This window comes from Pseudomonas nabeulensis, from assembly GCF_004682045.1.
Lineage (GTDB): Bacteria > Pseudomonadota > Gammaproteobacteria > Pseudomonadales > Pseudomonadaceae > Aquipseudomonas > Aquipseudomonas nabeulensis.
The window spans coordinates 1-17,517 of the sequence record NZ_QUZT01000096.1; the positions used below are offsets into that span (position 1 = coordinate 1).

Annotated in this window: 15 protein-coding genes; 2 read left to right on the forward strand and 13 right to left on the reverse strand. The window is 63.4% G+C overall.

Translation table 11 applies throughout. The features are described 5' to 3' along the window. Positions 1–275: 275 nt before the first annotated feature. From DYL61_RS29245 to DYL61_RS29270, 6 genes are read right to left on the reverse strand one after another with little or no spacing between them, the layout of a single operon-like run. On the reverse strand, positions 276–1,220 hold the full coding sequence (locus tag DYL61_RS29245) for a bifunctional OB-fold nucleic acid binding domain-containing protein/MaoC family dehydratase (RefSeq protein ID WP_135311254.1): 945 nt from the start codon (positions 1,218–1,220) through the stop codon (positions 276–278). Positions 1,221–1,224: 4 nt separating this feature from the next. Next, complete coding sequence (locus DYL61_RS29250; RefSeq protein ID WP_135311255.1) at positions 1,225–2,436, reverse strand: thiolase family protein; 1,212 nt, start codon at positions 2,434–2,436, stop codon at positions 1,225–1,227. A 51-nt stretch (positions 2,437–2,487) separates the two neighbouring features. Beyond that, positions 2,488–4,155 carry a DUF1302 domain-containing protein gene (locus DYL61_RS29255; protein WP_135311256.1) on the reverse strand — a complete coding sequence of 556 codons (1,668 nt, stop codon included), beginning with the start codon at positions 4,153–4,155 and terminating at the stop codon, positions 2,488–2,490. A 55-nt stretch (positions 4,156–4,210) separates the two neighbouring features. After that, positions 4,211–5,296, reverse strand: a complete 1,086-nt coding sequence (locus DYL61_RS29260) for an MBL fold metallo-hydrolase (protein WP_135311257.1) — start codon at positions 5,294–5,296, stop codon at positions 4,211–4,213. Continuing rightward, the gene (locus tag DYL61_RS29265) at positions 5,289–7,127 is read right to left on the reverse strand and encodes a long-chain-acyl-CoA synthetase (RefSeq protein WP_135311258.1); all 1,839 of its coding nucleotides are present in this window, start codon (positions 7,125–7,127) and stop codon (positions 5,289–5,291) included. Before DYL61_RS29265 ends, DYL61_RS29260 begins: the two co-directional genes overlap by 8 nt. Further along, positions 7,124–8,209 (reverse strand): alkene reductase, encoded by a 1,086-nt coding sequence (locus DYL61_RS29270; protein ID WP_135311259.1) that lies wholly within the window; start codon positions 8,207–8,209, stop codon positions 7,124–7,126. Before DYL61_RS29270 ends, DYL61_RS29265 begins: the two co-directional genes overlap by 4 nt. A 193-nt stretch (positions 8,210–8,402) precedes the next feature. Here DYL61_RS29270 and DYL61_RS29275 point away from each other — a divergent pair, with 193 nt between their 5' ends. After that, positions 8,403–9,728, forward strand: a complete 1,326-nt coding sequence (locus DYL61_RS29275) for a spinster family MFS transporter (protein WP_135311260.1) — start codon at positions 8,403–8,405, stop codon at positions 9,726–9,728. Positions 9,729–9,803: 75 nt separating this feature from the next. Here DYL61_RS29275 and DYL61_RS29280 read toward each other — a convergent pair whose 3' ends face one another. The 5 genes from DYL61_RS29280 to DYL61_RS29305 all read right to left on the reverse strand — a co-directional run bounded on the left by DYL61_RS29280 (position 9,804) and on the right by DYL61_RS29305 (position 14,370). Then, positions 9,804–10,763 carry a Dyp-type peroxidase gene (locus tag DYL61_RS29280; RefSeq protein ID WP_135311261.1) on the reverse strand — a complete coding sequence of 320 codons (960 nt, stop codon included), beginning with the start codon at positions 10,761–10,763 and terminating at the stop codon, positions 9,804–9,806. A gap of 49 nt (positions 10,764–10,812) precedes the next feature. Then, a complete protein-coding gene (locus DYL61_RS29285) occupies positions 10,813–11,631 on the reverse strand; it encodes a sugar phosphate isomerase/epimerase family protein (RefSeq protein ID WP_135311262.1) in 819 nt (272 codons plus the stop codon). Position 11,632: 1 nt separating this feature from the next. Continuing rightward, positions 11,633–12,832, reverse strand: a complete 1,200-nt coding sequence (locus DYL61_RS29290; RefSeq protein ID WP_135311263.1) for an NAD(P)/FAD-dependent oxidoreductase — start codon at positions 12,830–12,832, stop codon at positions 11,633–11,635. 2 nt (positions 12,833–12,834) lie between these two features. Further along, positions 12,835–13,155, reverse strand: coding sequence for a MocE family 2Fe-2S type ferredoxin (locus tag DYL61_RS29295; protein WP_046036525.1), 321 nt, complete (start codon positions 13,153–13,155; stop codon positions 12,835–12,837). A 75-nt stretch (positions 13,156–13,230) separates the two neighbouring features. Continuing rightward, entirely contained in the window at positions 13,231–14,370 is a 1,140-nt protein-coding gene (locus DYL61_RS29305; protein WP_238704622.1) for a fatty acid desaturase family protein, read from the reverse strand. Between the two features lie 163 nt (positions 14,371–14,533). Here DYL61_RS29305 and DYL61_RS29310 point away from each other — a divergent pair, with 163 nt between their 5' ends. Then, on the forward strand, positions 14,534–15,583 hold the full coding sequence (locus DYL61_RS29310) for a LacI family DNA-binding transcriptional regulator (RefSeq protein ID WP_135311264.1): 1,050 nt from the start codon (positions 14,534–14,536) through the stop codon (positions 15,581–15,583). Between the two features lie 31 nt (positions 15,584–15,614). On the opposite strand, the gene DYL61_RS29315 is transcribed toward DYL61_RS29310, so the two are convergent. Continuing rightward, positions 15,615–16,541 carry a LysR substrate-binding domain-containing protein gene (locus DYL61_RS29315; protein WP_135311265.1) on the reverse strand — a complete coding sequence of 309 codons (927 nt, stop codon included), beginning with the start codon at positions 16,539–16,541 and terminating at the stop codon, positions 15,615–15,617. Further along, entirely contained in the window at positions 16,541–17,389 is an 849-nt protein-coding gene (locus DYL61_RS29320) for a DMT family transporter (protein WP_135311266.1), read from the reverse strand. Before DYL61_RS29320 ends, DYL61_RS29315 begins: the two co-directional genes overlap by 1 nt. Positions 17,390–17,517 lie beyond the last annotated feature (128 nt).

The following is a 17,517-nucleotide window of genomic DNA, read 5'->3' on the forward strand; positions in this document are numbered from 1 at the left end:
TTGTAGTGAGCGGGCTAGTCCCGCGCTGGGCTGCGAAGCGGCCCCAACAAAACCACTGCGGTGCGCCAGAAAGACCGAGGTGCCGGGGTTTGGGGCGGCTTCGCCACCCAGCGCGGGGCAAGCCCGCTCACTACAAGGGCATGTGTGCATAAGGCAAGTCATCGGGCCAGTCCTCTTATTCTTGTCAGGCGCCAAGGCATGAAGGGATAGTCGGCGTATGACCCGTCAGCCACATCGTCCAAATGGCTTATGCCGCCGGGTCATCCACCGCTCAGTCAGGCGATGTAGAGAATCACCAGGTCATTGATCACCGACGGCCGTTCCTGGCCCACCACATGGGTGGTGAGTTCCAGGGTCAACTGGGTGCCCCGCTTGGAAATATCCACGTGCTTGACCCGCGCCCGCGAATGGATGCGCGAACCCGCCGGCACCGGCGCCGGGAAGCGCAGGCGGTCGGAGCCGTAGTTGATCTGGGTGCTGAAACCACTGACCTCGAAGCCCAGCGCCAGCTTCATGCGCGATTGCAACACCTGCACCAGGGCGCCATGGGCAATGGTGCCGCCGAACGGACTTTGCAGGCGCGCCCGCTCCGGATCGGTGTGGATCCAGTAGTCGTCACCCGTCAACTGCGCGAAGGCGTCGATCAGCGCCTGGTCGACCACCACCACGTTGCTCCAGTCGCTGTATTGGTCGCTGACCAACGCCTGCAAGGCCGCCTCGTCGTTAAGGTCGATCTGGCGCGCCGGCGCTGCCTGCTGGGGGGCCTGTTCAGCATCCAGCACAGGCAATGCCTCGAACGCCGCCGCGTCCTTGTCCACACCGGTAAAACGCAACAGCCGGTTGCCCTTGGCATCCACTTCGGCGAACACCGGCTTGAGCGGCATGCCAATCCGGATCTCCGCTTCGTCCAGCCCCACCAGGTTGGTGTTGATGCGCACCCCTTCGGCCAGCTCGACCACCGCCAGTTTCTGCGGCATTTCGTCCATGAAATCCGGCAAGGTGGCAATGCGCGTCACGGTGTAGCTGTACAAGGTGGCGGCCCCGTCGACTTCGCGCCAGGCCAGGTCGTGGGCCAGGCATTGGGTGCAGTGGCGGCGCGGGTAGAAATTCCAGTGCGTGCAAGCGTTGCATTGCTGGATCAGCAGGCGGCGCGCCTTCAGGCCTTCCCAGAACGGTGCGGAGATCTGCGTGGCCACCGGCATCGGTTTGTTGTTGGACATATGCTTATGCTCCCTGAAGTATCAATGCGCCCTGCTCACTCATCACGCCGCCGGTGCCGGACACGTAGACGTTGTCGCAGCGCTGCAACTGGCGTTCACCGGCGGTGCCGGCGATCTGCGTCACCGCTTCGATCACCTGGCTCATGCCACCGGCCGAGGCGGACTGGCCGAAGCTGAGTTGGCCGCCATGGGTGTTCATCGGGAAGTCACCGCGCCAGGTCAGGTCGTGCTCGCGCACAAAGGCCATGCCCTCGCCCTTGCCGCAGAAACCGGCATCTTCCAGGGTCAGCAAGGTGGTGATGGTGTAGCAGTCGTAGATCTGCGCCGCGTCGACATCGGCGGGCTTGAGCCCGGCCATGGCAAACGCGCGTTGCGACGCCGGGCCGATGGGCGTGTTGAGCATGTCGTCGGCATAGGACGGCGACTTGAACGCCAGGTGCTCGCCAAACCCGGTGATGAACGCCGGGCGCTTGCGCGTGCGCGCTGCGACTTCCTTGCTGGTGATGATCAACGCGGCGCCACCGGCCACCGGCATGACAATCTCCAGCACATGCAGCGGGTCGGCGACCATTTTGCTCGCCAGCACCTGTTCGATGGTCAACGGCTGCCCGTAGAACATCGCTTGCGGGTTGGCCAGGGCGTTGGTGCGCTGGTCCACGGCGATCTTGGCCATCGCCCGTTGGTCATAGGCGTATTGCGCGGCGTAGCGCTGGGCAATCATCGCGTAGCCGGTGTTCTGGCCCATGTGCCCGTACGGCAGGTCAAACTCGGCCTCGGGGGCGCCGAACGCCGTGCTGTGGCCGCCAAAGCGCATGGAACGTGCCATCCAGCCGGGATCTTCGTCCGGGCCCAGCGGTGCCATGCGTGCGGGGATCACACACAACACCGCTTGGCACAGGCCCAGCTCGATGGCGGCGGCCGCGCGCCAGACCATGCCCACCGAAGTGCACCCGCCCAGGTCCACCACTTCGGCGAAATTCAGGCGCAGGCCCAGGTACTCGGCGGCCATGGCCGGTACGAACACCGAGGCTTCATGAAAGTGCGGGCCGTTGATTACCAGGCCGTCGAGGTCCGAGGCCTTGAGCCCGGCATCGCGCAGGGCCTGGGCGGCCAGGTCGGCGACTTGCTCAAGGTGGAACATCTTCGGTGCGGTGGAATATTTTTCCGGTTTGTATTGCGCGCTGCCAACAATGGCCGCATGCCCTTTGAGCCCCATAGTGCCTCCATGCCGCAGCCTGACGCTGCGGCGGTTTCCAGGTGGTGTTGATCAGAAGGTGTATTTCATTGAGAAGGTGGCGTAGTCGCGGTCGGCGAACGGACGCTTGATCGGGTCGGGTTCCCCCAGGTAACCCACGTAAGTCAGGCCGACTTCCAGGTTGCCCAGGTACTTGAACGTGGTGCCCACGCTCAGGCGTCGGTCGCCCTGCACACCGGAGATGCTCCCGGCCATGGGCGTCGAGCCGCTGAACACGTTGGAGAATCGCAGCGGCACTTCCAGATCCCAGCCTTGGAAAACCCCCGGATAACTGAACGACGCTCCCAGGGTGTAGGCGCTGGAAGACTTGGTACGAAACCCTGAACTGGTGTTGTAGGTGTAGTCATTGGAAGGGGCTACCAGGCCGACCAAAGGCGGCGCGAGATTAATACCTTGCAGGTTGGGCGCCGCCGAAGCGGACTCGACGCTGTCAACCTGCACACGAATGATTTCTGCGGTCAGGGTGGTCTGGCTGGCCCACGGGCGATCGCCCAGGATGCGCATTGCCGACATCTGCATCTGCTGGCCCTTGCCCCGCGCTGGCGCAGGCCCCAGGCCGGTGTTGACCATCACCGGCGCGCCATCGCGGTACGACCATTCGGCACCGAGCTGGGTGTCGCCGATCTTGGTCGATGCGCTGATACCGGTCAGCTTGATGTCTTCGAAATACTTGATGCGGTAGCCGTTCGAGGCAAACGCGTACAAGCCGCCGCCCAGCGCCACCGGGCTGTAGCCGACCAACGCGGTGGCCGGGTTCTTGTCGTGGTAGTTGACGTGGAACAGCGACAGCTCAAGGGCCGGCACCGGGCGATAGCGCATCTGCACGCCCCACTGGCCGCTGTTGCGCGGGTCATCGGTGCCGTTGTAATTGACCTTCTGGCCATTCACATACAAGAACTCGCGACCCGGCCCCACCGCATCGCTGCTCGACAGGTAGCTGCCCACCGGCGGCAGTTCGGTGCCCTTCCACTCGTACTGCACATAGGCGCCGAACGTCAGGCTGGGGTTCAGACGGAACGACCCGGAGAACTGGCCCACCGGCAGCAGCACTTCTTTGACCTCCACCCCCGGCTGGGACGCCTTGACCGCATCGGACGGGTTCTGCACGCCGTTGACGCCGGGGTAGTACAGGCTTTCGCCCCAGGACTCGATATGCCGTCCAGCCTTGACGTCGAGCATGGTGTCATTGTCGAAGCGCCAGCCGCCGAACACGTAGGCATCCAGCAGCCGCGTGCGCCCGCCGCTGAAGTGACGTGTGTCGCTGGTGAACGCGTCGTTGCTGCCGCTTTTGTTAACGGTGCCCGGCGAGTCGTTATCGTTCTTGCGGTGGTAGACATCGTCGTAGAAGGTACTGCCGCGCACCACGGCGCCGTAGTTGTCCTTGCGCAGGATCAGCTCCCCCAGCGCCCCGACGCGGTTGGTGGTCAGGCTGCCACGGTCGAAGTTGCGGTTGGCGTCGTCGGCGTTGATCGGCATCAAGCGGTCGCTGGGCTTGCCGGTGCGCACGCCGACGCCGTAGCTGGTGGTCACCGACCAATCCAGCGTGGCGCCATTGTCGAACTCGAACGTATCGCCCGCCCAGGCCGATGCAGAGGCCAACGCGATGGCTGTCGCCAGGCCGGTGGCCTGGAATGCGCTCGAAGCCATGATCGTGGAGTTATTGTTGTTTTTGTTGATCACACTGACTCTCCTGAAGGGCAGCCGCCTGGCCGCCTGAAATGTTCAACGTGGCTGCTTAAAACAGCGTGTTTGATGCCGCCGCGCACTCGCCCTCGACAGCACGCCGGTAGCGGTACACGCCCCGGTCCTCCTCCCTCACCAGTGCCCCTTCGGCCACCAGGTAATTGGCGTGAGCCAAGGTTTCGCCCAGCGCCATCAGTTCGTCGAAACGACCCGCCAGCTTGGGAAACAGCACGCTCATCAGTTCCAGCGCCGTGCGCGACGCGTCGCAGTGGGCCAACACCTGCGCTAGGTGCGCACGGTGATGGGCGTCCAGTTGGTCCAGGCGCTGATGCAAGTTGAAGAACGGTCGCTCGTGCGCCGGCAGCACCAACACGCTGTCGGGCAGGCTGCGCAAGTGCTCGATGGAGTCGAGCCAGTCCTTGAGGGGGTTGGCCAGCGGTTCGGTGGCGTGCACGCCGACGGTGGAGGTGATGCGTGGCAGCACCTGGTCGCCGGAGATCAGCAAGTTGTCGTCCGCCGCGTACAGGCACGCATGCTCCGGCGAGTGGCCGCGCCCGATCACCACTTGCCAGGTGCGCCCGCCAATGTTCAGACGGCTGCCTTCGTGCAGGCGGCGATAGTGATGCAACGGCGCCGGCAGGAAATGAGCGTTGCTCATCACCTTGAACATCTCGCCGCTGTGATCGTCGGCGACGCCGGCCTTGCGGTAGAAATCGAGAAAGTCCCAACCCGGCGGCTCGTCTCGCGGGAACCGCACATGCAGGGCCTGGAACTCGCTGGCGGTCATGTACACCGGGCAGTGATAACGCTCGGACAGCCAGGCTGCGAGCCCGGCATGGTCGGAATGAAAGTGGGTGCACACCACCGCCAACACTGGCAAACCGGCACACACCTCGCTGAGCACCCGGTCCCAGACCTCGCGGGACTGCTCGGTGTTCATGCCGGTGTCCACCACCACCCAACCGTCGGTGTGCCGCAGCAGGTAGAGGTTGATATGGTCCAGGCGGAACGGCAGCGGCATACGCAGCCACCACACGCCCGCCGCCACTTCGCGCACTTGGCCCGACTCGGGGGCCTGCGGCCAGGGGTAGCGCAGGCCGTTGCGCAGCTCATGGCCGTTCGCGTCGAGGTCAGCCATGGTCGGCCACCGTGAACGGCGCCAGGCCCAGCCGCGCCAGCAGCGGCTCCGCGTACGGCACGTAGGTGCGGGTCTGGTCGTCGCGGATAAACAACGGATCGAGGCACAGGGTCGGGCTGTAGCCCTGACGCTGCAGGTCGACCTTACGCAGCTTGTAGCTGGCGGTGAGGTCGGCTGCCGGAGTGACGCGCACGAATACCGGCGCTGCGTATCGCGGCAGGCGTGTTTCGGTCAGGGCATACAGCGCGTGCGGGTCGAACGCCTGCCCCGCCTGCATCAACACCGCCGCCATGCCGGCGCGGCCTTCATGACCTGGCACCTGTACGCCGTAGATATTCAGCAGCTCAAGGCCCGGCAAATCGCTCAGCGCCTCGGCGACTTCCTGGGTCGAGACGTTCTCGCTTTTCCAGCGATAGGTGTCGCCGATGCGGTCGACGAAATAGCAGTAGCCATCGGCGTCCTCACGCAGCAGGTCGCCGGAACTCCAGTAGGCATCGCCTTCGCGCAGCACGTTGCGGCGGATCTTGCCCTCGGTGGCCTCGGCCGAGGTGTAGCCCTCGAAACGCCCGGCGCCGATCTGCGGATGGTCGACGATAAAGCCCATGGCCTCGCCCACTTCGCCGACCGCGCAGACCTGATAAAACCCATTGGCGTCCCGTGGGTGGCAGTCGTTTTCAAGGTCGTAGCGCACCAGCCGCACATTGGTCTTGTTCCAGTCGGGCACGCGTCCGCAGGAGCCGAAATGGTTGTCGACGTTGATGATCGCCGCATTCGCCTCGGTGGCGCCCCAGCCTTCGAACACCTGGATCGGGCCGAAGCGCTCCAGCCAGCGTTGCCAGGAATCCCGCGACAACCCGGCGCCGAGCATGCAGCGCAAGCTGTGTTCACGCTGGCCGGGTTGCACCGGCTGGTTAAGCAGGTAGCGGCAGATTTCGCCGATGTACTGGAAGATGCTGATGCGGTGGCGTGCCACGTCGAGCCAGAACTCACGCACGCTGAATTTGCGCCGCACTACGATGGCCGCCCCCGCTCGCAGCGCGGTGGAGGTCACCGAGGTGGCTGCCGCACCGTGGTACAGCGGCAAGCAGCAATAGAACACGTCATCGCGGCTGGCGTTCAGCGTCACCTCCATCACATCCCCCGAGGACATCCAGCGCATATGGCTGTAGCGCGCCGCCTTGGGCAGGCCGGTGGTGCCGGAGGTGAAGATCAACAAGGTAGTCGCCTGGGCCTCGATGGCGGCACGCCCGGCACGCGGGAACGGCGTATTCGGTGCCTGTTCGTAGGTCGTATCGAACGAGCCGTCCAGCGCATCAGGCAGCGCGTGCGGCCAGGGGTTTTCCGGGTCGCGTATCAACCAGCACGGCAGCGGCGGAAAGTGTTCGGTGGCCTGCACATTGGCCAGGCATTCCTCGCCGACCACCAGCGCCTTGGCCTCGGTGGTGTGCAACGCATGCAGCAGCGCACGGCCACTGACCTGAGTATTGATGAATGCCACCACCACCCCGAGCTTGACCAGCCCGAACCAGCAGCAGAAAAACGCCGGGCGGTTTTCCATGGCCAAGGCACACACATCACCGGCGCGCAGGCCTTGGGCTTGGAAGGCGTGGGCCATGTGGTCGGCCCGGGTGTTGACCTCGGCATAGCTGAGGACTTGATCGCCGTAGATCAGGAACGGGCGTTCGCCCTGCACTTGCGCCTGATGCTCCAAGCGATCGGCCAGGGTGTAGAGGTCACTCGGTTTGATCAGGCCCGCGGCGCGGGAACGTTGATCGAGCAGGGCCTGGGTCTGTTCACGGGGCACTGGCGCGGTGGATGGGTTCAGGTTCATGGCGCCACCTTCCGGGTCAGGGCTGCATGGGTGGGGTAATCCGAGTAGCCGACGGCGCCTGGCGTGTAGAGGGTCTTGCGGTCGAAGCCGCTCAAGGGCAGGCCATGCTTGAAGCGCTGCACCAGGTCGGGGTTGGCAATAAAGTGACGGCCGAACGACACAGCAGCCCCCTCGCCCGACGCGAGAGCGGCGCTGGCCGAGGGGCCGTCGAAACCGTCGTTGAGCATCAATGCATGGGGGCTGTGCCGCCGCGCCAGGGCGAAGGCATCCAGCGTGGCCATGGGCGAGCGCATGATGTGCAGGTAGGCCAGGTCCAGCGGCGCCAGCGCGTCCAGCAGCGCCGCCGTGGTGTGCGCCGGGTCGTCATCGTGAATGTCGTTGTAGGGGTTGCCGGGGCACAGTCTGTAGCCGACTCGACCGGCCCCGATGGCCGAAGCCATGGCCTCGATCACTTCCTTGGCGAAACGCACCCGGCCCGCCGCGTTGCCGCCGTAGCCATCGCTGCGCTGGTTGCTGCCCGAGGCCATGAACTGCATGGGCAGATAACCGCTGGTGCAATGCAGTTCGACGCCATCGAATCCCGCCAGGCGTGCATTCAGGGCGGCCTGGCGATAGTCGTCGATGACCGCGTGGATGCCCTGCTCGCTCAGCGCCTCGGGCTCGTCGGTGTCCACCAGCCCGGCGACATCGCTGAACACCTGGGTGCGCGCCCGCAGTGCCGACGGCGCCACCGTGGCCGCACCGGCCGGTTTATTGTGATGGCTGGCGGCGCGCCCCACATGCATCAGTTGCAGCACGATGCAACCGCCTTCGGCATGCACCGCGTCAGTGACCTGCCGCCACGCCGCCATTTGTGCCTGGCTGTAGATACCCGGGGTACGGCAATAGCCCAGGCCGCTGGCGGACGGCGCGGTGCCCTCGGCGATGATCAGCCCGGCACCGGCACGCTGGCGGTAATACTCGACCATGTCACTGCCCGGCACCGCATCCGCCAGCGCACGGCTGCGGGTCATGGGCGCCATGACCATGCGGTTGGCCAGTTGCAACTCGCCCAGGGCGACCGGCTCGAACAAGACGCTCATTTCAGATCCTCGGCTTCTTATTGTTTTCAGAATGGGCCGAATGATTGACCGTGACCGCCGGCGAAACATCGTCCGACAAGACTAGGTTTGCGCCCGTGGCCGCCGCCGTTGGAGATGGTCTGAACGGACGATGAAAAACCGCCACGGCGCGACGAATATCCGCTCAACTAAAACAAAACCGGGAGCACCCGTTGTGAACCAATCCAACCCCGTGACCTGGCGCACGCACTACGCGTTGTTTGTGCTGGCCAGCATCTATGTCTTCAACTACATCGACCGGCAGTTGATGGCGATCCTGATCGAGCCGGTGAAGCTGGAATTCGGTATCTCCGATACGGGCATCGGCCTGCTGTCGGGGGTGACGTTCGCGGTGTTCTACACCGTGTTCGGCTTTCCGCTGGGGCGCCTGTCGGACCGCATCGGGCGAAAGCCGGTGATCGCGTTCAGCTGCATTGCCTGGAGCCTGATGACCATGCTGTGCGGCGTGGCCGGCAATTTTCTCACCCTGGTATTGGCGCGGATTGGCGTGGCGGTGGGTGAAGCCGGTGGTACCGCGCCTTCGGTGGCGATGGTCTCGGACTTGTACCCGGCCAACCGGCGTTCCACGGCACTGGCGGTGCTGATGCTCGGTTCCAGCCTGGGCGCCATCGTGGGCCTGGGGTTGGGCGGCTGGATTGCCCAGCACCATGGTTGGCGTTATGCGTTCTTGTTGATCGGCGCGCCGGGGATCTTTCTCGGCTTGCTGTTGCTACTGACCGTGCGCACGCCGGTACGCTCGGCGCCACTGGACCGTGCCGACACGCAGGAAGGCTGGCTCAAGACCCTCGCCGAACTGTTCCGCACCCCTTCGTTCCTGTGGCTGGTACTCACCGGCGGCGCGGCGGCGATTGCCGGTTATGCGATTGGCACCTGGAGCCCGAGTTTCCTGATCCGCTCCCATGGCCTCAATATGCAGCAGGCCGGGTTCCTGGTGGGTGTGGTGGGTGGCACCGGCGCGACCGTCGGCACCCTGGCCTGCGGCATGCTCACCGACCGCTTGGCGCGACGCGATGCCGGCTGGCAGATCGGCGTGCCGCTGCTGGGTACGCTGCTCAGCATTCCGTTTGCCCTGGCGTATTTCCTGTGGCCCCAGGGCACTGCGTTTCATATCGGCGACATGGCGGTGCCACAGGCGTTCCTGTTCTACAGCGGTTTTGCGTTTCTGGGGGTGTGGTGGGCAACGCCATGCCTGAGTGCGATCACCCATTTGTTTCCGGCGACACGGCTGGCTCAGGCGACGGCGATTTTCGTGATGGCCATGACGTTGTTGGGGGTGGGGATCGGGCCTTTGGTGGTGGGGATGCTCAGTGACTTCTTTGTGCCGAATCTGGGCAGTGAGTCGCTGCGGTATGCGTTGGCGTCGTCGGTGTCGTTGTTGGGGCTGGCCAGTGTGTTTCTGATGTTGGCGTTGCCGCGGTATCGCCAGCAGATTATGTGTCCTGCGGTGGCTGGGGCTGGGGGGCGGGTTGTGGCGGTGTAGTTTGATTTCGGTGGTAGGGTTGGCACCGGGCCTGTGAGCGGGCTTGCCCGCTCCACATTTAAACGGTACTGACTATCAGCCTGCTGTGCGCTCGGCCAGTTCTTCGAGCAAGTCGGCCGAGGGTACGAAGAACAGCCCCCCGGTCACCGCCTTACTGAAATCCAACAACCGGTCATAGTTACCCACCGGTCGCCCGACGAACATGTTCTCCAGCATCAATTCCAACGGCTGCGGCGAGCGTGCATAGCCAATGAAGTAGGTGCCGAACTCCCCTGCACCCGGCCGACCAAACGGCATATTGTCCCGCAGGATTTTCACCTCTTCGCCATTCTCATCGGTAATCACGGTCAGCGCACTGTGGGAATTGCTCGGTTTGGCCTCATCGTCCAACTCGATGTCCGACAACTTGGTGCGCCCGATCACCTTCTCCTGAGCCTCCACCGTCAGGCCATTCCAGGCCGTCATGTTGTGCAGGTACTTCTGCACCAGCACATAACTGCCACCCCGGAATTCGCGGTCTTCATCACCGACAATGGTGAAACCCTCGGCCTTGCGCCCCACCGGGTTCTCGGTGCCGTCGACAAAACCGATGATGCTGCGCATATCGAAGTAGCGGAAACCCTGGACCTCATCCACCACTTTTACGCTGTCGCCCAACGCCGCCATCAGTTGGGTGGCCAATTCGAAACACAGGTCCATCTGTTCGGCGCGGATATGCAGCAGGATATCCCCCGGCGTCGACACGGCCTTGCGCCCTTCCACGCCGAACTCACGGAACGGGTGCAACGCCGCCGGGCGTGGGGCGCCGAACAATCGATCCCAGGCATCCGAGCCAAACCCGCAGACGCAGGTCAGGTTGCCCGCCGGCACGCGTTTGCCCACCGAGCGCACCAGCCCGGCGATATCGGCGCACCAGCCGCGTACGCGGTCTTCGCTGCCGGGGGCAACGGTGGCGACCATGAAAATCGCACTGCTGGTGATCGGGTGGCACACGGACTGCGGTTCGAGAGGCGGCTCAACAGAGGATGGTGTCATGGTGAAAGTCCAGGCTAAGGGCGAGAATGAACCCGCGCAGATTAGCAGATCATTTCTGACAACTGCGCCACACCTCGCGGATCAATGCCTGCATCTTCAATGCCTCAGCCCAGCGATCGCTGATCTCGCGGCCATCGATGCCGGTGATCGCATAAGGCGGCGGGCCCAGCTCGCACGTGAAGGACAGGCTGTTCGGTGTATTCGGCCGAGCCAGCCAATCCTCGATCCCGTAGCGCCACCAATCGGTGAAGCGCTGCACCCAGGCCTGATGCTGGGGAAAGTCCAATGAGACCTGCACCTGTTCACTGCTGGCCACGCGACCGTGGAAGCCCCAGCTATGGCGCAGAATGGTGCGGATCTGCTCATCATCCTCAACTGCGCCCGGCTCGGGCAATTCGCGCCCAACCACGTAATGGGACAGGTCAGCCAGCAGCTTTAAATCGGGCATTTGCGCCAGCAGGTCGAGGGTGAACAGCAGGTCGTTGGTGAGACGGTAGCGATGGGTTTCCAGCAGCACCGGAAAGTCCACCTGCTCGGCCAGGCGCTGCCAGCCTTCCACCAAGCGTGCGGCTTCGGCTTGGGTGCGCGGGCGCACGTCGGCCTGCAAGGTGAGGTGGTGGCAGCCATAGCGGCTGATCACGTCCAGCGCGGCGGCCAAGTCATCCACCGATTGCGGGAACAACTGGCCTTCGATCTGCAAGCCCCTGGCCGCGGCGGCGCTGTGCAAGCGGGCGACGTCGGCGGGTTTCCAGTAGTGATCGGTAATGCCGTCGAAGCCGGCGGCTTTGATGCGGTCGAGTTGGGCCTCCAGCGGGCCGGGTTCGGTTTGCATGGCCCATAGGGATTGGAACACCAGGAATTGGCGCATATCAGCCTCGCAACACGTGTTTAAGGGACAGCTCGGGGTCGGCCAGGCTGGCGGTGTTGAGCGGGATGCCCGCACTGATCAAGCGTTCGCAGAGCTTGATGTCCTTGGCCACGCTGTTGCCCGGCGCCCAGCCGCAGGCGCCTTGCAAACGCAGCGCCGTGTCGAGGTAGAACAGCAGCAGGCCACCGCCGGGTAACGCACGGCTGGCCACTGCCGAGGTCATCACGCCCACGGTCTGCAAGCCCCAGTCGTACTGGTCGGACCAGAAACCGGGGAGCGCGTCGTAGGCCATCTCGCGCCCCAGCAGATTCAACGCCGCATGCCGGCCCTGGGCTTCGGCGTTGCGCCAGGTTTCTTGGCGCTGATAAACGCCATTCTGGCGAAACTCACACACATCCCCGGCAGCATAGATATCGGGGGCACTGGTGCGCAGGTGCGCGTCCACGCGAATGCCCTGCCCCACCTCCAGCCCCGCCGCCGTGGCCAGCTCGATATTGGGCTGCATGCCGATGCCGACCACCACCAGGTCGCAGGACACGCGTTGCCCATCCATCAGCAACACGGCGTCGGCCTGGATGGATTCCAGCGCGACATTCAGCCGTACATCCACGCCTTGCTGGCGATGCAAATCCAGCAGCGCCTGGGAGATAGCCGGCGGCAACACTCGGCCCGCCAGCCTTGGGCCCGCCTCCAGCACCGTCACCTCACACCCCAGGCCACGGGCGGTGGCCGCCACTTCCAGGCCGATAAAGCCGCCGCCCACCACCACCAGCCGCACACCGGGTTTTAATGCGCTGCGCAACGCCAGCGCTTCATCATGGGTGCGCAAATACAGCACGTTGGCCTGCTCCTGGGGCAAGCGCCGCGCCCGGCCGCCGGTGGCCAACAGCAAACCGGCGTAAGGCAACCACTGGCCATCGGCGAGTTGCAAACGGTGCTGCTCGGGGTGCAATCGGGTGACGGGGTTGCCGGCGATATGTTCGATGCCCAGCTCGGCCAGCCGGTCGCTGTCACAGAGGCTGTAGCCGGCCAGGTCGGTCGTGCCCTGCAACAGGCCTTTGGACAGTGGCGGGCGTTCGTAGGGCAAGTGGGGTTCGTCGCCGATCAGGATCAGGCGCCCGCTGTAGCCTTCCTCACGCAGGGTGAGTGCCGCACGGCCACCGGCATGGCCGGCGCCGACGATGATCAAGGGTGCGTTCATGGTCAGGCCGTGACGGCGAGCAGCACCCGCCCCGCTTCGACCCGCACCGGGTAGGTCTTGAGGTTGACGCACACCGGCGCGCCCATGGCTTTGCCGGTGCGGTAATCGAAGCGCCCGTTGTGCTTGGGGCACTCGATCACGTGGTCCATCACCAGGCCGTCGGCGAGGTGGATTTTCTCGTGGGTGCACAGGCCGGCGGTGGCGAAGAACTCATTCTCGGCGGAGCGGTAGACCGCGTAGGTGTGTGGCCCGTGGTCGAAGCGCAGTACGTCTTCTTCGTCTATTTCGCCCACGGCGCAGACGTCGATCCATTGATCGTTCATGGCAGTTCCTTGAAATGAGGCAGCTTGTTGTGGCGAGGGAGCTTGCTCCCGCTGGGCTGCGAAGCAGCCACAACATCAGCTATCGGGATTTGTCTGAAAAAACGCGGTGCTTTCGTTGGGGCTGCTGCGCAGCCCAGCGGGAGCAAGCTCCCTCGCCACAACAGGTTCGCCCACACCAGGAATCGGGCGCTGGACGAAATAGGTGGGGTCGCTGCGCTGGCGCCAGATCGTCGGCAAAATTTCCTTGTAGGCCTCGAACAGATTGGCGTATGGCGGCGGGCAATCGCTGCGGATTTCTTCGTGCAACTGGGCCAGGGCGTGGTACGGCACCATCGGGTACATGTGGTGTTCGAGGTGGTAGTTCATGTCCATGTAGATAAAGCGCAACACGCGGTTCATGTAGATGGTGCGGCAGTTGCTGCGGTGGTCGAGCACGTCTTCGGCCAGGCCCACATGCTGGGTGAGGCCGAACAGATAGCCGAGCCAGGCGCCGTAGATGCTTGGCAAACCCACCAGCATCAGCGGCAACCAGCTGTGCAGGTACAACGCGGTGCCGATGACCACTGCATAGATGCCGACCCAGATCCGCGCGGCACGAAACACCTTGGGCCACTCGGACTCAGGGATGAAATCCGCTTCCTGGGCACTCATCTTGCCCATGGCATGCCGCGCCACACCGCTGAAGGTTTTCCAGGCCAGGGGCAAATTGAACAGGCTCAGGAACATCATCAAGAAGCTCGGCGGGCGCGGTTCAACGATCTCCGGGTCGCGGCCCACCACGATGGTGTCGGTGTGGTGCCGCGCATGGCTCCAGCGCCATACATGGGGTTCGAAAATGCACATGAAACTGGCGACCTGGTACAGCGCGTCGTTCATCCAGCGGGTCTTGAACGCAGTGCCGTGGCCGGTCTCGTGCCAGCGCGGGTTGGAGGCGGTGCCGTACAGCACGCCGTAGGCCATAAAGAACGGCACGCAGGCCCAGGTGCCCCAGAACCAGTAGCCGCCGAAACCGCTGGCGAACAGTGCGGCGATCCAGAGGGCGGTGTCGCGCAACGCCGGGCCGTCGCGGCGCTGCATCAGTTCTTTCATGCGTTTGCGGGAAATCGGCGATTGGTACCAGCTCGCTGAGACGAGACCTTTTTCGGCAGCGCGGGCGGCTTCGGGGCCGGTGAGGCTGTAGTCGCGCCGGGCGGTGTGGGCGGTGTGTTCAGGCATTGTTATTGTTCTCCGCAAGCGATGGGTTTGGCGTGCTTTGCTGGAGAGAATATAGAGAGCCGGTTTATCGCCCTCAAGGGCTTGAATCCATTCCCTATCAAGCTATCATCCAGGCCCAGCGGGGCTTGATAGTTTTCTATCAAGACGCAATAAAGGGCTCGTCATGAACAACAATAAACGCCCAACCATCGCCACCGTTGCCGCCCAGGCGGGACTCAGCGTGGCCACCGTCGACCGGGTGTTGAACGCCCGTGCGCCGGTCAATCCGCAGACCGCCGAGCAGGTGTTCCAGGCCGCCGAAGCCGTGGGTTATTTTGCCGCGCGGCTGATCGGCCAGCGTATTCGCGAACGTCGGCCAACCTACCGTTTCGGCATCCTGTTGCTGGCCACGGCCCAGGCGTTTTATGCCAGCCTGGCACAGGCGATTGCAGCGGCCGCCGAGCACCACGCAGGGGCTAACCTGACGTGCCAATTCGACTACATCGTGGATCGCACACCGAGTGTCATCGCCGCGCAAATCGAGCAACTCGCGGTGCAATGCGATGCCCTCGCCGTGGTCAGCTTTGCCCACCCGCTGATCAACGCCACCTTGGCGCAAATCCGCGAAGCCGGCGTGCCGGTGGTGGCGTTACTGTCGGATATTCATGAACAGGCCTTTGAGCCCTATGTCGGCCAGGACAACCACGTGGTCGGGCGCACCATGGGTTGGCTGCTCGCCCGCACCTGCGGCGCCCGCAAAGGCAGCGTCGGCATCCTGCTCGGCGGCCATCGCTTCCTCGGCCACCAGGCCCGCGTCGCAGGCCTGCACAGCTACCTCGCCGAGCACGCGCCAGGGCTCAAGCCACTGGAGCCGCTGATCAACCTGGACAACAGCGACATCACCGAAGAAGCCACCCTCGACCTGATCACCCGCCACACCGACCTGCGCGGTTTATGTGTGGTGGGGGGCGGTGGCGACGGCATCATCAATGCGTTGGCACAACTGCCCAAGCGGCCGGCGTTGTGCTGCATCCTGCAGGAGTCCACCGAGCTGTCACGGGACGCGTTGCGGCGGGGATTGGTGGATGTGGTGATGGATTCACAGCCGCGTCAGACGGCGGTGGCGTTGATTGAGTTGTTGGTGGCGTTGCAGGGGGGTGAGGTGTTCGATCCGGTGCGGCATCGGGTGTATATACCGCCGCAGATTGTGACGTCGGAGAATATGGGCGGTTGATCTGATAAACCACGTTGAAACCACCGATACATCAGCTGTCGTAACCGGACTTTACCTCGCGCCCAAACGCCTGCGCTTGAGCTTTGAGCCAGTCAAACAACCGGGCGATGTCAGGTTCTGACTGTCGTCCGTTTCGGCAAATCATGTAGTACGCAACTGGCAGCATCATCTCAGGCGCGCTCAGCATCACCAAAGAACCGTTCTTCAACGCGTCATGCACCAACGCGGTCCTGCCCAGCGCAATTCCGCCATTTTTCACTGCCAGGCTGATCGCCAGGCTGGAATCCGGAAAGCGCGGCCCATGATGGTACGGCGGACCCTCCAGCCCGTGGAATGCAAACCAGCTTTCCCAGCCGGGGCAGACTTGATCGTCCACACGATGAATCAGCGGGTATCGCGCAATATCCGTTAAACCGATCTCACCATTAGCCCGTAGAAATTCCGGCGAACACACCGGGAACACAGCATCACGCATCAGCAGCTCGGCATGATGATTGGGGTAATCGCCATCACCCATCACAATCGCGACATCGAACTGATGGTCACCCAGATTGCTGCTGTTCATGTCAACGCTGGTCAACACCACGTCAAGATTGAATGAGGCCTCGGCGTGAGAACCGTGCATCCTGGGAATCAACCAGGATGAACAAAGGGACGTGGTGCATGACAGATAAAGGGGCTGGGATTGACTCGGTTTCAGCGAATTCAGCGCGGCCTTCAGCGCCTTGAAAAAATCATCCGCCACCGGCAACAACGTCTGCCCTGCCGCCGTGAGCTTGACACCCCGCGAGTGCCGCTCAAACAACTGCACCCCCCACCATTCCTCCAGACCGGCGATTTGATGGCTGACAGCACTGGCGGAGAGATTCAACTCGGACGCAGCGCGGGCGAAACTCCCTGTTTTCGCCGCACTGACAAAGGCTTGCAGCATCGGTGTGGGTGGCGGACGTTGGGCCATCAGGTGCTCACTTTGATCAGGATGATCCCGCAAACAATGACGAACGCCGAAAGCATCCGCCGCCAGCCGAAGCGTTCATGGAAGAACAGCGCGGCAATAATGGCGCCGATAATAACACTGGTTTCCCGCAAGGCTGAGACCTTGGCCACCGCATCCAGCGACAGCGCAAACAGCACAAGCCCGTAGGACACCAGATAGAAAACACCGCCCATTACGCCCACTCGCCAATGGTTGCGAACCGCATGAGTAAACGTGGAGCGTTCCTGTAAATACGCCAGCAGCGGGATTGGAATGCTCTGGCATACCGTCAAATAGATGATGAATTGCAGCACCGTCTCACTGGCCCTGACACCTTTGGCATCCACCACCGTGTAGCACGCAACAAACGCCCCCGCGCACACCGCCATCAGGATAGGCTTGCACATCTGCGCGGTCATCCTGCGCACAAACGTCAGGCTGATAATGCCAGCACCAATGAGCAACACACCCGCCATCGCCTGGAATGACAGCTGCTCATGCAACAGAAAACAGGAAAACAGCGCGACCAAAACCGGCGGCACACCCCGCATCACCGGGTAGACCTGACCGAAGTCACCCGTTTCGTAGGCTTTGATCAGGAACAAGCGATAGAGGGTGTTGAGCACCACGGAAATCATTACGTAACCCCACACCTGTGGGCTTGGCACATTCACCAACGGCAGGGCTGCCAGGCAGATCAGCAGCGCTGTGCCGTCGACCATGGCCAAGGTCATGAAACGGCTGCTGCCGGCGCGGACAACGGCGTTCCAGGTGGCGTGCGCGAAGGCTGAAATCAAAACGAGGGTTATTGCGAGGTTGGAGTTGTCCATGGGGCTCGGTTGGGTGGGAAATGACGGCGGTTATTTAACTGGGTCCCGGATGTCGGCTGAAAGCGAAGGCTCGTCAGTGGAGCCATCAATATTCGTCATGTTGATCGCCTCCTGGATGGCGACAGCGA